This is a genomic window from Pseudomonas sp. WHRI 8519 (genome assembly GCF_040224055.2).
Lineage (GTDB): Bacteria > Pseudomonadota > Gammaproteobacteria > Pseudomonadales > Pseudomonadaceae > Aquipseudomonas > Aquipseudomonas putida_X.
Window position 1 is genome coordinate 5,737,451 of sequence record NZ_CP167996.1, and the last position, 15,241, is coordinate 5,752,691.

Consider the following 15,241-nt stretch of genomic DNA (forward strand, 5'->3'; position numbering starts at 1 on the left):
ATCTCCGGCTTACAACGGCTTTGTAACGAACAGGCCATCTTCGTGGCCTTCTTCCGACCCGCCGTAGACCTGCTCGGCCACGGTGCGGATCGCGCTGCCACGGGCAGCGAGAATCTGGTCCATTGCGCCGGCGAACCAGCCGGTGAACATGTAGTCGACCTTGCGGCCGCACTTGCCATACACGTACACGAACGCCGAGTGCTTGAGCTTGACGCTGCAGGTGCCTTTGTCCAGGTCGATATCCTGGATTTCGAACAGGCCCCAGCCACGCTGGGACAGGCGCTTCATGTAGTGCTCGAACACCGCCACGCCTTCCAGGCCATGGCACTCGGCTTCTTTTTCACACCAGTGCCAGGCGGACTTGTAGCCAGCTTTGTAGAGGATCTCGGCGTAGGCGTCGGCGCCCAGCACTTCCTCGATACCCATGTGGTTGTTGACGAAGAAATGGCGCGGTACATACAGCATCGGCAGGGCGTCGCTGGTCCAGACACCGGTTTCGCTGTCGACTTCGATTGGCAATTGCGGGGCGATCTTGGCCATGGAAACTCAACTCCATAAAAATTTTGTGTGATTGCCCCGACGTTGCTGGCCGGGGCCTTGAGGCTTGGAGAGCGGCTTACTCGCCCCAGACGTCCTTGAGGACATTTACCCAGTTCTCGCCCATGATCTTGCGCACCACACGCTCGGAGTGGCCGCGCTTGAGCAAGGTCTCGGTGAGGTTGGGGAACTCGCCGACGGTGCGGATGCCCAGCGGGTTGATGATCTTGCCGAAATTGGTCAGGCGGCGGGCGTAACCCTTGTCGTGGGTCAGGTACTCGAAGAAGTCCTGGCCGTGGCCCTGGGTGAAGTCGGTGCCGATACCGATGGCGTCTTCACCGACGATGTTCATGGTGTACTCGATGGCTTCGGCGTAGTCGTCGATGGTGGAGTCGATGCCCTTGGCCAGGAACGGCGCGAACATGGTCACGCCGACAAAACCGCCATGGTCGGCGATGAACTTGAGCTCCGCGTCCGACTTGTTGCGCGGGTGCTCCTTGAGGCCCGAGGGCAGGCAGTGGGAGTAGCAGACTGGCTTTTTCGACTCCAGGATGACCTCTTCGGAGGTCTTGGAGCCAACGTGGGACAGGTCGCACATGATGCCCACGCGATTCATCTCGGCGACGATTTCGCGACCGAAACCCGACAGCCCGCCATCACGCTCGTAGCAGCCTGTACCGACCAGGTTCTGGGTGTTGTAGCACATCTGCACGATGCCCACGCCCAGCTGCTTGAACACATCCACGTAGGCGATCTGGTCCTCGAAGGCGTGAGCATTCTGGAAGCCGAAGAGGATCCCGGTCTTGCCCAGTTCCTTGGCCTTGCGGATGTCGGCGGTGGTGCGCACCGGCATCACCAGGTCGCTGTTGTCGCGGATAAGCTTCTGGCTCGCAGCGATGTTGTCGACGGTGGCCTTGAAGCCTTCCCAGACCGACACCGTGCAGTTGGCTGCGGTCAGCCCGCCTTTGCGCATATCCTCGAACAGTTCGCGGTTCCACTTGGCGATGATCAAACCGTCGATGACGATGCTGTCGGCGTGAAGCTCGGCTGGGCTCATCAGGCTGTCCCCTTTTATTGAGTGGGTTCGCACCGAACGTTGTGCCGGCGCTTTGGGGCCAGCATATGCCTGTGTCCGCGGGCGCCCCGATGCAAAAACGACAGGGGGTTTGCCGAAAGCGTCAATGCGCGACATGGCGGGTCTGGGACGCCGTCAGGGGATGCGAGACAGTCTCGATAACGACCCTTTTCGGCCGTTGCATGAACATTTGCCCGGGGAGCTATCGCCGAGCCTGCGCCTGAGCGAGAATCTCGGCGATTCAACAGCCTGTTGAGGAGAAACGGATGAAATCAATGGCATGGCTGGTGCTGCTGGCCTTCATGAGCGGGGCCCAGGCCGGTGAGGAAGAAAGCACGCCTTGCGACAATGTCGACACCGACCAGCAGACGTTCGCCTGCGCGGAATTCAACAAGCAGACCGCCGAACGTGAACTGAACTCGGCCTATGACGACATGGTGCAGCGGATGCTCGATCAGTATGGTGATGACGCCGGCCTGCAGTCGCAGATTGAGGCTGCCAGAAAGGTCTGGGCTCAATTGCGCGATGCCGATTGCAAAATCGAAACCCACGGTGAGCGAGCGGGTAGCAAGGCGTTCCAGATAGCCTGGAATAGCTGTATTGCGCAGCGTAGCGATGAGCGATCGGAGTATTTGCGCAGCCTGGGCTCGCAAAACAGTGATGAACCAGCCCCTGAGGATTGATCAGGCACGCGTGCGTGAACGATCAACGCCATAGGAACCCTATGCTGCTGATCATGCCCTGCTTTCTCGCGAGTGCGTCCAGAGGCTGCAAACGCCAAGCCTGGTGTTGCTCAACCCTGATGCTTGAGCGCTCCCGATCAGTCTCTACCCCACGGGCGGAAAATTGATCGGGGCTCCTGTGTGCCCTGCTGCCCCCCCATTCGCGCACCTCTCGAAGATGATCCTTCCACGGCATCACCCAGGTGTAGTCAAACCGCCCTGATAAGCCGATCTTCCCTTGGGCACCGTTCGTACCGTGCCCGGTAGCAACGGGTGAAGTACGAAGCCGATTCAAACCCACACGCCACCGCCACCTCCAACACGCTCATGTCAGTCTGGCGCAACAACTGCCGCGCCTTGTCCAACCGCAAACGCAGATAAAACCCACTCGGCGTGTCATCCAGGTGCAAGCGGAACAACCGCTCCAGCTGCCGCCGCGTCACCTGCACCGCATCGGCCAGCACCTGGGTATTGAGTGGCTGCTCGGTATTGCGCTCCATCTCCCCGATCACCTTCACCAGCTTCTTGTTGCTGATGCCATAGCGGCTGGCGATCTGCATGCGCTGGTGGTCCTGGCGCGGGCGGATTCGCCCGAGTACGAACTGCTCAGACACCTGCACGGCCAGCTCACTGCCATGCGCTTGGGCAATCAGGTCGAGCATCAGGTCGATGGAGGCGGTGCCGCCCGCGCACGTGATGCGCCGACGGTCGATCTCGAACAGCTCCTGGGTCGCATGCAAGCGAGGGTAGCGCTCTTTGAAGGCGTCCAGCGCTTCCCAATGCAACGTAGCGCGGTGGCCGTCGAGCAGGCCCGCTTCGGCGAGCACCACGGGGCCGGTATCGATGCCGCCGAGAATCACGCCTTCGTGATCGAGGCGGCGCAACGCCTGCTGCAGCGCCGGGCCACAACACCGCAACGGCTCGAAGCCGGCGACGATCAACAGTATTGCACCCGCCTCCCCTTCCCCCAGCGCACCATCGGCATTCACCGACATGCCGTTACTGGCCGCCACTGCGCCGCCATCCAGGCTCAACACACGCCAGCGGTACGAAGGCCCTTTGAACCGGTTGGCCACGCGCAGCGGCTCCAGGGCACTGATGAAGCCCATGGCCGAGAACCCCGGCAGCAGCAGGAAATGGATCAGTTGCGGCATTGCGTGCTCCACGTCGCAGGTGGTCGCTTCCGTGCAAATGTTGGTCGCCAGGGTGCGATTTTCCACCCTGCCGCCAGCGTAGCGTATTCACACGGTCCGCAGAGGCCGCCCTCAATAACAATATGCACTGCCGATGGAGAGCCACCATGCACAGCTTGATCCGCCGCAGCCTGTTGTCCCTTGCACTGAGCAGCATCGTTGTCACACCGCTTTTCGCCGCCGAACCTGAGGCCTGCAAGAACGTGCGCCTTGGCGTGGTCAACTGGACCGACGTCATCGCCACCAGCGCCATGGCGCAAGTGTTGCTCGACGGCCTGGGCTACCAGACCAAACAGACCAGCGCCTCGCAGCAGATCATCTTCGCCGGCATCCGCGACAAGCGCCTGGACATGTTCCTGGGTTACTGGAACCCGATCATGACCCAGACCATTACACCGTTCATCGATGCCGGGCAGGTCAAGGTGCTCGACCAACCGAGCCTGGAGGATGCCAGGGCCACCCTGGCCGTACCTAAGTACCTGGCCGACAAAGGCCTGAAAAGCTTCGCAGATATCCACAAGTTCGAGAAAGAGCTGGGCGGCAAGATCTACGGTATCGAACCCGGGTCCGGCGCCAACACCCAGATCAAGGCGATGATCGCCAAGAACCAGTTCGGCCTGGGCAAGTTCCAGCTGGTCGAGTCCAGCGAGGCCGGCATGCTCGCCGCAGTCGACCGCGCCGTGCGCCGCAAGCAGGCGGTGGTGTTCTTCGGCTGGGCGCCGCACCCGATGAACGTGAACATCGACATGGTCTACCTGGGCGACAGCCAGGATGCCCTGGGCCCTGACGAAGGCCGCGCCACGGTGTGGACCGTCACCGCGCCGGACTACGCCCAACGCTGCCCCAACGCCCATCGCCTGCTGGCCAACCTGAAATTCAGCGCCGAAGACGAGAGCCGCATGATGCAGCCGCTGCTCGACCACAAGGACGCGCTGGAGTCAGCGCGCCAGTGGCTCAAGGACCACCCCGAGGACAAGGCGCGCTGGCTTGAAGGGGTCACCACCTTCGATGGCAAGCCTGCGGCGGACAACCTCAAGCTTACCGCCAACTGACAGGGCCTGATCGCCCGCAAACCGGCTCCCCCAGCGTCATCTCCCACCAGGGTTCACCGCGAACCTTGTGGGAGCCGGCTTGCCGGCGATTGGGCCACCACAGACCAGAAAAGGAACCCAACCATGAATAACGACGTCATCATCACCTGCGCCCTCACCGGCGCCGGCGACACAGTCGCCAAGAGCCACCTGGTCCCGGTCACCCCAAAGCAGATCGCCGAGGCCGCCGTCGAGGCCGCCAAAGCCGGCGCCACCGTGGTCCACTGCCATGTCCGTGACCCGCAAACCGGCCGTTTCAGCCGCGACGTGAACCTGTACCGCGAGGTCATGGAGCGCATCCGCGAAGCCGACGTGGACATCATCGTCAACCTCACCGCCGGCATGGGTGGCGACCTGGAAATCGGCCCGGGCGAGTCGCCCATGGCGTTCGGCCCCGGCACCGACCTGATCGGCCCGCTGGAGCGCCTGGCCCACGTCGAAGCCCTGCTGCCGGAGATCTGCACGCTCGATTGCGGCACCCTCAACTTCGGCGACGGCAACGCCATCTATGTTTCCACGCCGGCGCAATTGCGCGCCGGCGCCAAACGCATCACCGAGCTTGGCGTGAAGGCCGAGCTGGAAATCTTCGACACCGGCCACCTGTGGTTCGCCAAACAGATGATCAAGGAAGGCCTGCTGGACGACCCGCTGTTCCAGCTGTGCCTGGGCATCCCATGGGGCGCGCCGGCCGATACCACCACCATGAAGGCGATGGTCGACAACCTGCCAGCCAATGTCACCTGGGCCGGCTTCGGCATCGGCCGCATGCAAATGCCGATGGCTGCGCAGGCTGTGCTGCTGGGCGGCAACGTGCGGGTCGGCCTGGAAGACAACCTGTACCTGGACCGCGGCGTGCTGGCCAGCAACGGCCAGCTGGTGGAACGCGCTGCCGAGATCATTACCCGCATGGGCGGCCGTGTACTCAGCCCGGCAGAAGGCCGGGAAAAAATGAACCTCAAGCGCCGCTGATTCCTTCAGGAGACCGATATGCCTTTCATCACCGAGATAAAGACCTTTGCCGCCCTGGGTAGCGGCGTGATCGGCAGCGGCTGGGTCGCCCGCGCCCTCGCCCACGGCCTGGACGTGGTGGCCTGGGACCCGGCTCCCGGCGCCGAACAGGCACTGCGCAAGCGGATCGCCAACGCCTGGCCAGCGCTCGAAAAGCAAGGCCTGGCCGAAGGTGCCTCCCAGGGCCGGCTGACGTTCGTCAGCACCATCGAAGCGTGCGTGCGCAACGCCGACTTCATCCAGGAAAGCGCGCCAGAGCGGCTGGACCTCAAACTCGACCTACACGCCAAAATCAGCGCCGCAGCCAAGCCTGACGCGATCATCGGTTCAAGCACCTCGGGCCTGCTGCCCAGCGAGTTCTACGAGTCGTCCACCCACCCTGAACGCTGCGTCGTCGGCCACCCATTCAACCCGGTGTACCTGCTGCCGCTGGTCGAGATCGTCGGCGGTTCCCGCACTTCACCCGATGCCATTGAAGCCGCCAAAACCATCTACACCGCACTCGGCATGCGCCCACTGCACGTGCGCAAGGAAGTGCCAGGCTTCATCGCCGACCGCCTGCTCGAAGCGCTGTGGCGCGAGGCGCTGCATCTGGTCAACGACGGTGTGGCGACCACCGGTGAGATCGACGATGCCATCCGCTTCGGCGCCGGCCTGCGCTGGTCGTTCATGGGTACCTTCCTCACCTACACCCTGGCCGGTGGCGATGCCGGCATGCGCCACTTCATGTCGCAGTTCGGCCCTGCCCTGAAGCTGCCCTGGACCTACCTGCCAGCGCCGGAGCTGACCGACAAGCTGATCGACGATGTGGTCGACGGCACCTCCGAGCAACTGGGCGAGCGCAGCATCGCCGCGCTGGAGCGCTATCGTGATGACACCCTGCTGGCAGTGCTGGAGGCGGTGAAGACCAGCAAAGCCACACACGGCATGGCCTTTGGCGATTGAGGAGCAAGCGATGCCCGCACTGATCACCTACCGCACCCCAGTCCAGGAGGACTGGGTCGACTACAACGGGCATCTGCGCGATGCCTTCTACATGCTCATTTTCAGCTACGCCACCGACGCGCTGATGGAGCGCATTGGCCTGGATACCGATAGCCGTGGGCAAAGCGGCAACTCGCTGTTCACCCTGGAAGCGCATATCAACTACCTGCACGAGGTGAAACTCGGTACCGAGGTGTGGGTACAAACGCACATCTTGGGCTTTGATCGTAAGCGTCTGCACGTTTATCACAGCCTGCACAGGGCGGGGTTCGAAGACGTGCTGGCGGCCAGTGAGCAGATGCTGCTGCACGTAGACTTGGCCGGGCCTAAATCTGCGCCATTTAACCAGAAGGCCGAGGCGGCTCTGCAAAGCATCCTGGATTCACAGAAGGACTTGGCGTCACCCGAGCACGTTGCCAGAGTGATGCGTCTTGCCCGGTAGAGGCTTCGCCAGGTATTCAGCGGGTCGCATTAATACCGTTGACTCCCCGTGGTTTGCCCGCAGTGGACCCAATCGCTGACGAGTAGACAACTGGCATGAGCCCAAAAAAATTGCCCCGGAAAGCCGTGAGCATCCGGGGCCAAGAGCGAGCAACATCCACTGTGCATGAAGAAGGTGACCAAACCCTCCGTTGCGGTAGATGGCGTGAGTGTGCGCAGTTGCGACCCGGCGAATTTAGCCGTAAACGACCTGTTCTTAGCCAAAGCAGCCATGCCGGTATTCTGTTGTTGCGGGTATGTCGCACTCGTCACAGAATCAGTCGTAAATCACAGCAGCACTCTCTTAGCGATAAAAGGGACAACAGCCATGATGCATGCGGATTTGATTGATCAGGACGACCTCGCCGGCCAACTGCGCGCGCGCGGGTTCGATATCCCAGCCGGGGCCAGTGCCGAGCAGGCCTGCGAGGCGGTAGTGCGTGGGTTGACCGAGCCCAATGCGCGCGCACTCAAGGGCATGGTCGAGCAGATGTATACCGGCAGTGCGACGATTCTGCCGGCGGTGCGCCAGGCCATCGATAAGCAGTTGTTGCCAGCGCTTGCGAGTTTCAACAAGCGGGCCTGATTCATGTTTTCTGTACTGGCCCTATCGCCGGCAAACCAAGTCCCACAGTGATGACACGAAGCTCCAGGCCTGTGCAGCACCTGTGGGGGCTGGCTTGCCGGCAATAGGGGCAGGCCTGCCCTACACAGGCTCGGCCAGTTTCTCCAGCGCTGCAGTGCGGTCGAACAGCCGCGCCAGCCCTTCCTGGTGAGTCACACCCACCACCGTACACCCCGGCAACTCCCGCCTGAGCATTTCCAGCAAGCCCCGGGCACTGCCCAGATCCAGCTGGCTGGTCGCCTCATCCAGGTACAAGGTATCCGGCCGGTACAGTAACGCCCGCGCCAGGCTCAACCGCTGCTGCTCCCCGCCGGAAAGCACGCGTGCCCACTCAGCCTGCTTGTCCAGTTGCCCCGTCAGAGCTCCCAGCCCCACCTTGCCCAGCACATCGATCAACTGCAGATCGTCTATCGACTGCACCTGTGGATAAGCCAGTAACGCGCGCAGGCTCATGTGCGGCATGTAGGGCTTTTGCGGTAGCAGCAAGCTGCGCCCCGGCGGCAGCTGCCACTCGCCCAGGCAGTAGGGCCAAAGCCCCTGCAAGGTGCGCAGCAGGGTCGACTTGCCAACCCCGCTGCGCCCACCCAGCCGTAGCCACTGGCCCCGCCCTGCTTGCAGGTCCAGATCGCGCAGCATGGCACTGCCATCGGGCCGGCAGAGCGTCAGCCCCCGCGTACACAGGCAATCACCCTGCGTGGCAGTGACGGCCTGCCTACGGCTGGCAGTGATCGCCTGCTCGAACTGCTCCAGCCGCTGCAATGCAGCGCTCCAACGCACCAGCTTGTGGTAAAGCTTGATGAACCAGCTCAGCGAACCGTGCACCGCGTTGAAGGCACTGCGGATCTGCATCAGCCCACCCAGGGTGATGGTCTTGGCCATAAAGGCTGGCAAGGCGGAAAACACCGGGATGATCAGGCTCAAGCGTTCATAAGAGACGGTAAACAGGCTGAGATTGCGTTCACGCCCCATCAGTTGGCGCCAGTTGCCGGCGATGGCGCGAAAGCGCTCGGCCAGGTGCTCGCGTTCGACCGCCTCGCCCCGGTAGAGCGCAATCTGTTCGGCATGGTCGCGCTTGCGCAGCAGGCTGGCACGAAAGTCCGCTTCGCGGTGTTCACGCTCGTAATTCAACGCATGCAGCGGCTTGCCGATCAGGTGTGTCACCCAGCTGCCGGCCAAGGTGTAGCCCAGCACGATCCACACCAGGTAGCCCTGAACCGTGAATGACTCGCCCAAGAGGCTGAAGGTCTGCACCCCCGACAGGTTCCACAGGATCACCATGAACGCGCCGACCTGCGCAAGGTTGATCACCAGCGAGGCCACCAGTTCGATGCTCAGCCCGACCATCAGGTCGATGTCCTGGGCAATGCGCTGGTCGGGGTTGTCCGGCTCGCCAGTCAACCCCAGCCGGTAGAAAGCCTGATCGGCAAGCCAGGCATCGGTCAGGCGCCCGGTCATCGCCTGGCGCCAGCGCAGCTCCAGCCCTTTGCGGATATAGTCCATGGCCACGACGATCAGCACATAACTACCCAGATACAGCGCGTACTCAGCCACCAGGCCATACAGCCCCGCAGTGTCAAACGCGGCCAGGGTGTCGTAGAAGACCTTGCTCCAGCTGTTGATCAGCACATTGATCTGCACCACCAGCAACCCCAGGCCGATCACCGCCGCCAACATGAGCCAGGCCAGCCATTGCCCACGGTCGTGCCAGAACGGGCGGCTGAGGCGGTAGAAGGTGCGCAGGGTGTTCACAGTGCCTGCTCCAGCGCCGCCTCAGAGGGCAGCAGGCGAAGTTGTACCTGGTTGCCCCGAGGGAACAACTGCCCTGCCTGTCGTTGCAGCGCTGGCAGAGTCAATGCCTCAGGCAATCGGACCTGGGTCTGCAGGTAGCGTGGGTCGTGCCAGCGGCGGTCGCTGAGGATCAGGCGCTTGAACTGGGTTTGCGGGTCTTCACGGCGCTTGCTCTCCTGACGCAGCAGCTGGCGCCGCTCGGCCAGCACCCACTCGGCTTCTGGCTGCAGGCTGGCAAGCGTCTTCTGCGCCATGGCCCACAGCTCATCGGCTCGCGCCGGGTCGCAGGTGAAGCTGAGGCTGCTTTCGACGCGCTGCGTCTCGGCATTCAGCTCGCTGTCGAAACGCAGGCGGTATACGCCTGAGGCCTCGCCACGCAGCTGCGCCTTCAGCCGCTGGTTCGCCAGGTCGCGCAGCACCGATACCCGCACCGCCGCCTCGGGGCTCCAGGCTTGCGGGTGGAAGCTGCTGGCCCGCAATACCACACGCGGTTCCGGCGCGATGGCCAGGTCCTCACGGCGTTGACCGGGCTGCTGCAAGGCCTGCTGGCTGGCCAGCGAAACGCTGCGCGGGAGGGTCGCGAGCATTTCCCGGACCATTTTCTCCAGCGGTTCAGGCGCTGTATCCGCCATCAGGTAATAGGTCACTGGAGCACCGGCCAAAAGCTTCCAGTCGGCGCTCAGCTGTTCGGCGGTCAATTGGACGAGCGCCCGCGGATCCGGCGACTGCCAGTGATCCACACCGTACTTGAGCACGCGCTGGCGGCTTTCCTGCACCTCGCGAACGTCATCCGGTCGGCTGCGCAGACGTTGCAGCAACTCGTCACGGGACTGGGTGAACAGAGCCTGGTCTACGCTGGCCAACTGACTCGTGCGATAGCTTTGCATCAGCGCCAACAAGTACTCTGGTTCGGCGCCAAGGTTGAGCGTCAAACGGTGGGGCTGATGATCGAGGCTGAGCGTGGCGCGATGCGTCTGGCGCCATGTGGCCAGCGCCGCTGGGTCCATACCCGGCAGCCCGCTGCGCGCGCCAAGCTGCGCGGCCATCTGCAGTCGCCAGGCCGGTACCCCTTGCAGGGAGTAGCCGGCCGACGAGTCAACCTGCAACAGCCATTTGCCATCCGGGCCGTTGCGCTTGAGCCAGACCACGCGATCACCGTTGCTCAGCTGCCAGTGTTGCACATGCTGCTCAGGGAACATCTCGCGCTCGACAATATCAGCCGCCGGCACCGCAGCGGGCATTTCCAGGATGGCTACCGACGCCTTTTCTGGCGCCGTCTGCACAGGGGCCGTAAGCGATCTGCCGGCCAGTTCGACTTGCCTCGCCTCAACCTGCGCGACGGTCGGCAAGGCGATTTCGGAGTTGCCCGCCGCACTCACCTGCAATACCCGGTCAGCGCTGGCCAGCCAGCGACGCAGGCGCTCGTTCAGGTCATCACGCGAGATGTTGCCCAACACTTCCAGATAGCGCGCAGCGGCGGCGTGCCGCTCGGTGACGGCATTACCCTGCACGGCAGCGTTGTTGAGTTGTTCCACCCACTGCTCGAAGGTGCGCGGGTCTTGCTTGGCCAGCGTCTTCTCGCCCAGCGCTTGGATATGCTCGCGCTCACGTTGCAGGTCCGTTTCGGTGAAGCCATGCTGGCGCAAGCGCTCGATCTCGGTCAGTAGTTGCTGCAGCGCCTGGTCGTGCGCCTGGCCTTCGACGCCGGCGGCGATACCGAGCACGGTGGAGTGTTCACCGATCAAGGTTTTCTGCGCGGTGAGGCTGCGCACCCCAGCGGCGTGCGGTTGGCGACGCAGGCTGTCGAGCATTGCAGCGAGGGTCATGCGGTCGATCAGCCGCTCGCGCAATGCGGCGCGTGTAGTGCCGCGGCTATCCGGCTCATGCAAGCGGAACAGCATCGCCACCTGGTTGCTGCCCGATTGCGGGTCCTGCAGACGGAACACTTTCAGCGTGTCGTCCAGCACCAGCTCCCGATGCTCGCGCCGCGGCACTTCGCCAGCCCTGGCCGCGCCGAAGGCCTGTTCGATCTGGGCGCGCATGGCCTGGGGGTCGAAATCGCCGACTGCCGACAGCACCATGTTGTTGGGCAGGTACCAGCGGTTCTGGAAGGCCTGCAGGTTCTGCAGGCTGGCCGCGCGGATCGCCGCCTCGTTGCCGATGGTCCGGTGCCCGGGGTAGCGCGAGCCCACCCGCTGCGAGGCAGTGCGCTGCTCGTTCATGCGCTGGGCCACACCCAGGCCGCCGCGCCATTCCTCGATCACGATGGGCCGCTCCCGCTCCAGGTCCTGGGCGTTGTAGTCACCGGCGAACGCCAGGTCGGCCAGGGCCTGCAATGCCTGGGGCGCCTGGCGCACGCCAGCGGGTGGGGCAATCAGGTACTGGGTGCGTTCGTAGTTGGTCATGGCATTGAAGTGCCGGCCCTGTACCCAGCCCAGGTCGGTCATGCGCTGGCGCACGTTCTGCTGGCGGCCCGCGCGGCTGTGAAAGGCCAGATGTTCGACCATGTGGGCAACGCCAACCTGGTCGTCTTCCTCGTCGACCGAACCGGCCTTGACGGTCAAACGCAGGTCCAGGCGGCCATGCTGAGCCGTTTCACGCACCATCCGGTAGGCAAGCCCGTTGGCCAGCTTGCCCTGGATGACCTGGCGGTCCCAGGGCAAAGGTGCATCGGGTTCAGGGATCGACGCGCAGGCGCCGAGCAACAGCGGGCCGAGCAGGCCCGCGATGAGCTTTTTCATCAGGGTATCCACGGTTTTTATAAAGTCAGAAGCGGTAGCCGACTTCCAGCCAGTACTGGCGGCCGACTTCGTAGCGGGTCACGGCCTGGCTGCCGGCGCTGACGGTCGGGTTGGTCTTGTCGGCGACATTGGTGATGTCGACCGAGGCGAACACGGCCTGGTCCTTGGCCGTTGGCAGCTCCCAGTAAACTTGCATGTCCCAGGTCATGGCGCTGCCGACCGCCGCCGCCTCGTACACGCTGAGGGTTTCGTTATCGAGGTCGACCGTGCGCCCGGTATCGATGATCTGCTTGTACTTGCTGCGAAAACGCAGGAAGTTGCTGATGCTCATGTGCCAGGCGGGGATCTCGGTAATGGTCGTCAGCCGTGCGGTCCATGGGCGGTTGAAGTTGTTCGGCGGCAGTTCGACGAAGTCCATTCGCTTGCCGTCGTAGAGCACGGCACTACCGTCATATTCTTCACTGTCGAGGATCGAGTCGTAGTCGGTGTACGAGTCTTCGCTGCGCTGCCAGCCCGCCGCGAACTGGGCGCTGGTGCTGGTGCCAAACAGCTTGAGTTCCTGCTGGGGGGTAACGGTCAGCGTCACCGTGTCGCTCTCGCTGCGACCTTGGTTGGTGTAGATGTAGTAGTTGCTGCGGTAACCGGGCAGTGCTGGCAGGTCTTCGACACTGGAGTAGGAGCGCACGATCTTGTCGCGCCCCTTGCGGTTGACATACTTGAGGTCGAACAGAGTGTTCAGCCACAGCTGCTCAAGGCCGAGCGTGAGCTCATCGTCATACGGGATGTTCAGGGTCGAGAAGCGCGTGTCATTGGCTACTCGGGTAGCCTCGATCCACGGCGAGTCCTGATCGGCGCGCAGGTAGCGCACATTCAGCTGGCCGCGGCCGTCGTTGAGGCGGGTCTTGAACAGATTGCGCCCATAGTAGCGGTTGGCACCAAAGGTCAGCACCGTTGAGCGGTCACCGAAGAAGTCGTAATCGCCGGCAAAGCGCGGGGCAACGGTCTTTTTCTCCATGTAGTCGTCGCCTTCCACCCGAACACCCGGGCGCAGGCCCAAGTTGCCCAGCTGAATGCTGTCCTGGAGGTAGAACGCGTATTTCTTCTCGTCCTGGCTGATCTTGCCTGCTTCATACACCATGCGTGAGTTGGCCCATTGCCGGGTGTTGCCATTGAGCAGCTGGCCAACCGAGCAGTAAGGATCGTCACCGCAGCTGCTACCGTCGTCACGCTTGTTCATGGTGACACTGCTGGCTTGGGTGGACCGCTCCCAGGTAGCTCGCTTGTAAGAGAGGTCGATACCCGTGACCAATGAATGCGCCACACCACCGAACCACACCGGCAGCCACTGGGCCTTCACCGCGTAGTCCAGGCCGTCCTGGGTCTGGTCGAGGTCGCCGTAGGCACCCTCGGCACTGCGTGATGTGTTGCTCAGCGACTTGCCCCAGTTCTTGACGTCGGAGTAGTACCAGTTGATGTAGTCGTCCTGCTCGGAATCGCGCGAGCTGGTCAGCCGCGTCACCGCCAGGGTGTGGGTCCACGTGGCGTTGTCAGCCAACCAGGTGGCCTTTACCGAGCCTTGATAGCCGCCCTCTTCGGTGACGAACTCGGAGTTGCGCTGGTTGGCGCGGAAGTAGGTGTTTTCGCCGGGGCCGTAGATGAACGAGCTATCCAGGGTGAGCTGGTCATTCATGTTCCAGTAAGTCTTGAGCATGTAATTGGTCAGCTCGCGGGTCTGGTCCTTGCGCGAAGGCCCGTTGCCACTTTCGTAGCCATCGCTGTAGGCGTTCAGTGGCAGCACCGAGCGTTTCTGCGAGAACGCCAGGATGGCGCCGAAGTCATCGGTCAGGTGGCCTTCGAGCATGCCGCGAACAGTGGTTTTCTCGAACTCTGGCTGGTACTGCTCGTCCGAGGCCTGATCGAAGTTTTCCTGATCGGCTTCGGTGATGTGGTAGCGGGTCCACGCCGAACGGCTGAGGGCATAAGAGACCTTGCCGTGAAACGCCTTGCTCGGTCGGCGGGTGATCGCATCGACCACGCCGCCGTTGAAGCCGCCGTACTCCGCCGGTACGTTGCTGTCGTAGACTTTCACTTCCTGCAGCAAGTCCGCATCCAGCGCAATACCGTGGGAGCGGCTGGGGGTGGAATCGAACTGACGCACATCGTTGAAGTCATGGGCGCCAGGGTCGAGGTCGTTGTTGATCGAGATGCCGTCGATCATGAAATTGTTCTGGTAGTACTTGGCGCCGTTGATGCTGATATCCGCCGGGGCAATTTCGCCCGGCGTGTTGGAGTTTTGCTGGCGGGTGCTGAATTGCACGCTGGGGTGCATCTGCAGCAGTGTGGTGATGTCGCCATTGGCGCCCGGGAAAGCTTTGATCGCCTTGCTGCCGATGACCGTAGCGCCCATGTAGCTGTTCTCTTCGGTCTGCCCCAGCACCACGGTGTTGTGCAACTCCAGCGGGCCTTGGCCGTCGCTGTGCAACAGGCGGAAGATGAACGTGCCCGCCTCGAACTCCCAGGTGATGCCACTGCTTTGCAGCAGTCGCGACAGCGCCGCCTCGCTGCTGAAGTTGCCACTGACCGCGGTGGACTCCAGGCCCTCCAGCAGGTCCGGGTCGACGCTGACCTGCAGGCCACTTTGCTGGCCGAAAGTGATCAGGGCGATGGCCAGATCCTGGCTGGGAATGGTGAACGGGTGTACCTGGGTGAGCTGGGCATGCTCAGCGTCTGTCTGTGCATGAGCTGGCGGCTGATCCAGCAAGGCACAGAGCCCCAACATGCCCGCGCCGCCAACATGTTTCAGGCGCAACGACCAATCCCACGCACTGCGCGGCTTCCGGCTTGATGTTTCAGTCATCCCACATCCCCACCCCCGGCAAGCGCCGGACTGCAAAATAGAATACGAATCGATATCAGTTGTTGCGCGCGGAGGAGAAGACGGGGCAGTGCGGGGGATTTTCAGAAAATTGTGAAATTAATTTTCGGCGGGGATTTTTG

General features: G+C 62.8%; 12 protein-coding genes. 6 read left to right on the top strand and 6 right to left on the bottom strand.

Annotated elements, in window-relative coordinates:
• Positions 1–9 precede the first annotated feature (9 nt).
• On the bottom strand, positions 10–540 hold the full coding sequence (locus tag ABRP30_RS26285; protein ID WP_267819358.1) for a DUF5943 domain-containing protein: 531 nt from the start codon (positions 538–540) through the stop codon (positions 10–12).
• Between the two features lie 76 nt (positions 541–616).
• Positions 617–1,594, bottom strand: coding sequence for a dipeptidase (locus ABRP30_RS26290; protein WP_016392223.1), 978 nt, complete (start codon positions 1,592–1,594; stop codon positions 617–619).
• 284 nt (positions 1,595–1,878) lie between these two features.
• Between ABRP30_RS26290 and ABRP30_RS26295 the strand changes: the two genes are divergently transcribed.
• Positions 1,879–2,295, top strand: a complete 417-nt coding sequence (locus ABRP30_RS26295) for a lysozyme inhibitor LprI family protein (RefSeq protein WP_267819361.1) — start codon at positions 1,879–1,881, stop codon at positions 2,293–2,295.
• A 248-nt stretch (positions 2,296–2,543) separates the two neighbouring features.
• Here the strand turns inward: ABRP30_RS26295 and ABRP30_RS26300 are convergent, their stop codons facing one another.
• A complete protein-coding gene (locus tag ABRP30_RS26300; protein ID WP_349975958.1) occupies positions 2,544–3,488 on the bottom strand; it encodes a GlxA family transcriptional regulator in 945 nt (314 codons plus the stop codon).
• A gap of 146 nt (positions 3,489–3,634) precedes the next feature.
• Here ABRP30_RS26300 and choX point away from each other — a divergent pair, with 146 nt between their 5' ends.
• The 5 genes from choX (at position 3,635) to ABRP30_RS26325 (ending at position 7,676) form a co-directional block, all read left to right on the top strand.
• A complete protein-coding gene (choX, locus tag ABRP30_RS26305) occupies positions 3,635–4,579 on the top strand; it encodes a choline ABC transporter substrate-binding protein (protein ID WP_349975959.1) in 945 nt (314 codons plus the stop codon).
• 123 nt (positions 4,580–4,702) lie between these two features.
• Positions 4,703–5,587: a 3-keto-5-aminohexanoate cleavage protein gene (locus ABRP30_RS26310; protein WP_267819366.1), complete on the top strand. Its 885-nt coding sequence runs from the start codon at positions 4,703–4,705 to the stop codon at positions 5,585–5,587.
• Between the two features lie 18 nt (positions 5,588–5,605).
• The gene (locus ABRP30_RS26315) at positions 5,606–6,571 is read left to right on the top strand and encodes an L-carnitine dehydrogenase (RefSeq protein WP_267819368.1); all 966 of its coding nucleotides are present in this window, start codon (positions 5,606–5,608) and stop codon (positions 6,569–6,571) included.
• A 10-nt stretch (positions 6,572–6,581) separates the two neighbouring features.
• Positions 6,582–7,052 (top strand): thioesterase family protein, encoded by a 471-nt coding sequence (locus tag ABRP30_RS26320; protein WP_267819370.1) that lies wholly within the window; start codon positions 6,582–6,584, stop codon positions 7,050–7,052.
• A 366-nt stretch (positions 7,053–7,418) separates the two neighbouring features.
• Positions 7,419–7,676, top strand: a complete 258-nt coding sequence (locus tag ABRP30_RS26325; protein ID WP_039604371.1) for a hypothetical protein — start codon at positions 7,419–7,421, stop codon at positions 7,674–7,676.
• 120 nt (positions 7,677–7,796) lie between these two features.
• Here the strand turns inward: ABRP30_RS26325 and ABRP30_RS26330 are convergent, their stop codons facing one another.
• Genes ABRP30_RS26330 through ABRP30_RS26340 form a run of 3 tightly spaced genes read right to left on the bottom strand, consistent with a single transcriptional unit; the run spans position 7,797 to position 15,101 of the window.
• Positions 7,797–9,464, bottom strand: coding sequence for an ABC transporter ATP-binding protein/permease (locus ABRP30_RS26330; RefSeq protein WP_349975960.1), 1,668 nt, complete (start codon positions 9,462–9,464; stop codon positions 7,797–7,799).
• Positions 9,461–12,244 carry a pitrilysin family protein gene (locus ABRP30_RS26335; protein WP_349975961.1) on the bottom strand — a complete coding sequence of 928 codons (2,784 nt, stop codon included), beginning with the start codon at positions 12,242–12,244 and terminating at the stop codon, positions 9,461–9,463. Before ABRP30_RS26335 ends, ABRP30_RS26330 begins: the two co-directional genes overlap by 4 nt.
• Before the next feature lie 25 nt (positions 12,245–12,269).
• Entirely contained in the window at positions 12,270–15,101 is a 2,832-nt protein-coding gene (locus ABRP30_RS26340) for a TonB-dependent receptor (protein WP_349975962.1), read from the bottom strand.
• Positions 15,102–15,241 lie beyond the last annotated feature (140 nt).

Excerpts from the sequence above, each read along its gene's own strand:
- ABRP30_RS26285 (WP_267819358.1), bottom strand. The coding sequence starts at position 540 with ATGGCCAAGATCGCCCCGCAATTGCCAATCGAAGTCGACAGCGAAACC.
- ABRP30_RS26290 (WP_016392223.1), bottom strand. The coding sequence starts at position 1,594 with ATGAGCCCAGCCGAGCTTCACGCCGACAGCATCGTCATCGACGGTTTG.
- ABRP30_RS26295 (WP_267819361.1), top strand. The coding sequence starts at position 1,879 with ATGAAATCAATGGCATGGCTGGTGCTGCTGGCCTTCATGAGCGGGGCC.
- ABRP30_RS26300 (WP_349975958.1), bottom strand. The coding sequence starts at position 3,488 with ATGCCGCAACTGATCCATTTCCTGCTGCTGCCGGGGTTCTCGGCCATG.
- choX (WP_349975959.1), top strand. The coding sequence starts at position 3,635 with ATGCACAGCTTGATCCGCCGCAGCCTGTTGTCCCTTGCACTGAGCAGC.
- ABRP30_RS26310 (WP_267819366.1), top strand. The coding sequence starts at position 4,703 with ATGAATAACGACGTCATCATCACCTGCGCCCTCACCGGCGCCGGCGAC.
- ABRP30_RS26315 (WP_267819368.1), top strand. The coding sequence starts at position 5,606 with ATGCCTTTCATCACCGAGATAAAGACCTTTGCCGCCCTGGGTAGCGGC.
- ABRP30_RS26320 (WP_267819370.1), top strand. The coding sequence starts at position 6,582 with ATGCCCGCACTGATCACCTACCGCACCCCAGTCCAGGAGGACTGGGTC.
- ABRP30_RS26325 (WP_039604371.1), top strand. The coding sequence starts at position 7,419 with ATGATGCATGCGGATTTGATTGATCAGGACGACCTCGCCGGCCAACTG.
- ABRP30_RS26335 (WP_349975961.1), bottom strand. The coding sequence starts at position 12,244 with ATGAAAAAGCTCATCGCGGGCCTGCTCGGCCCGCTGTTGCTCGGCGCC.
- ABRP30_RS26340 (WP_349975962.1), bottom strand. The coding sequence starts at position 15,101 with ATGACTGAAACATCAAGCCGGAAGCCGCGCAGTGCGTGGGATTGGTCG.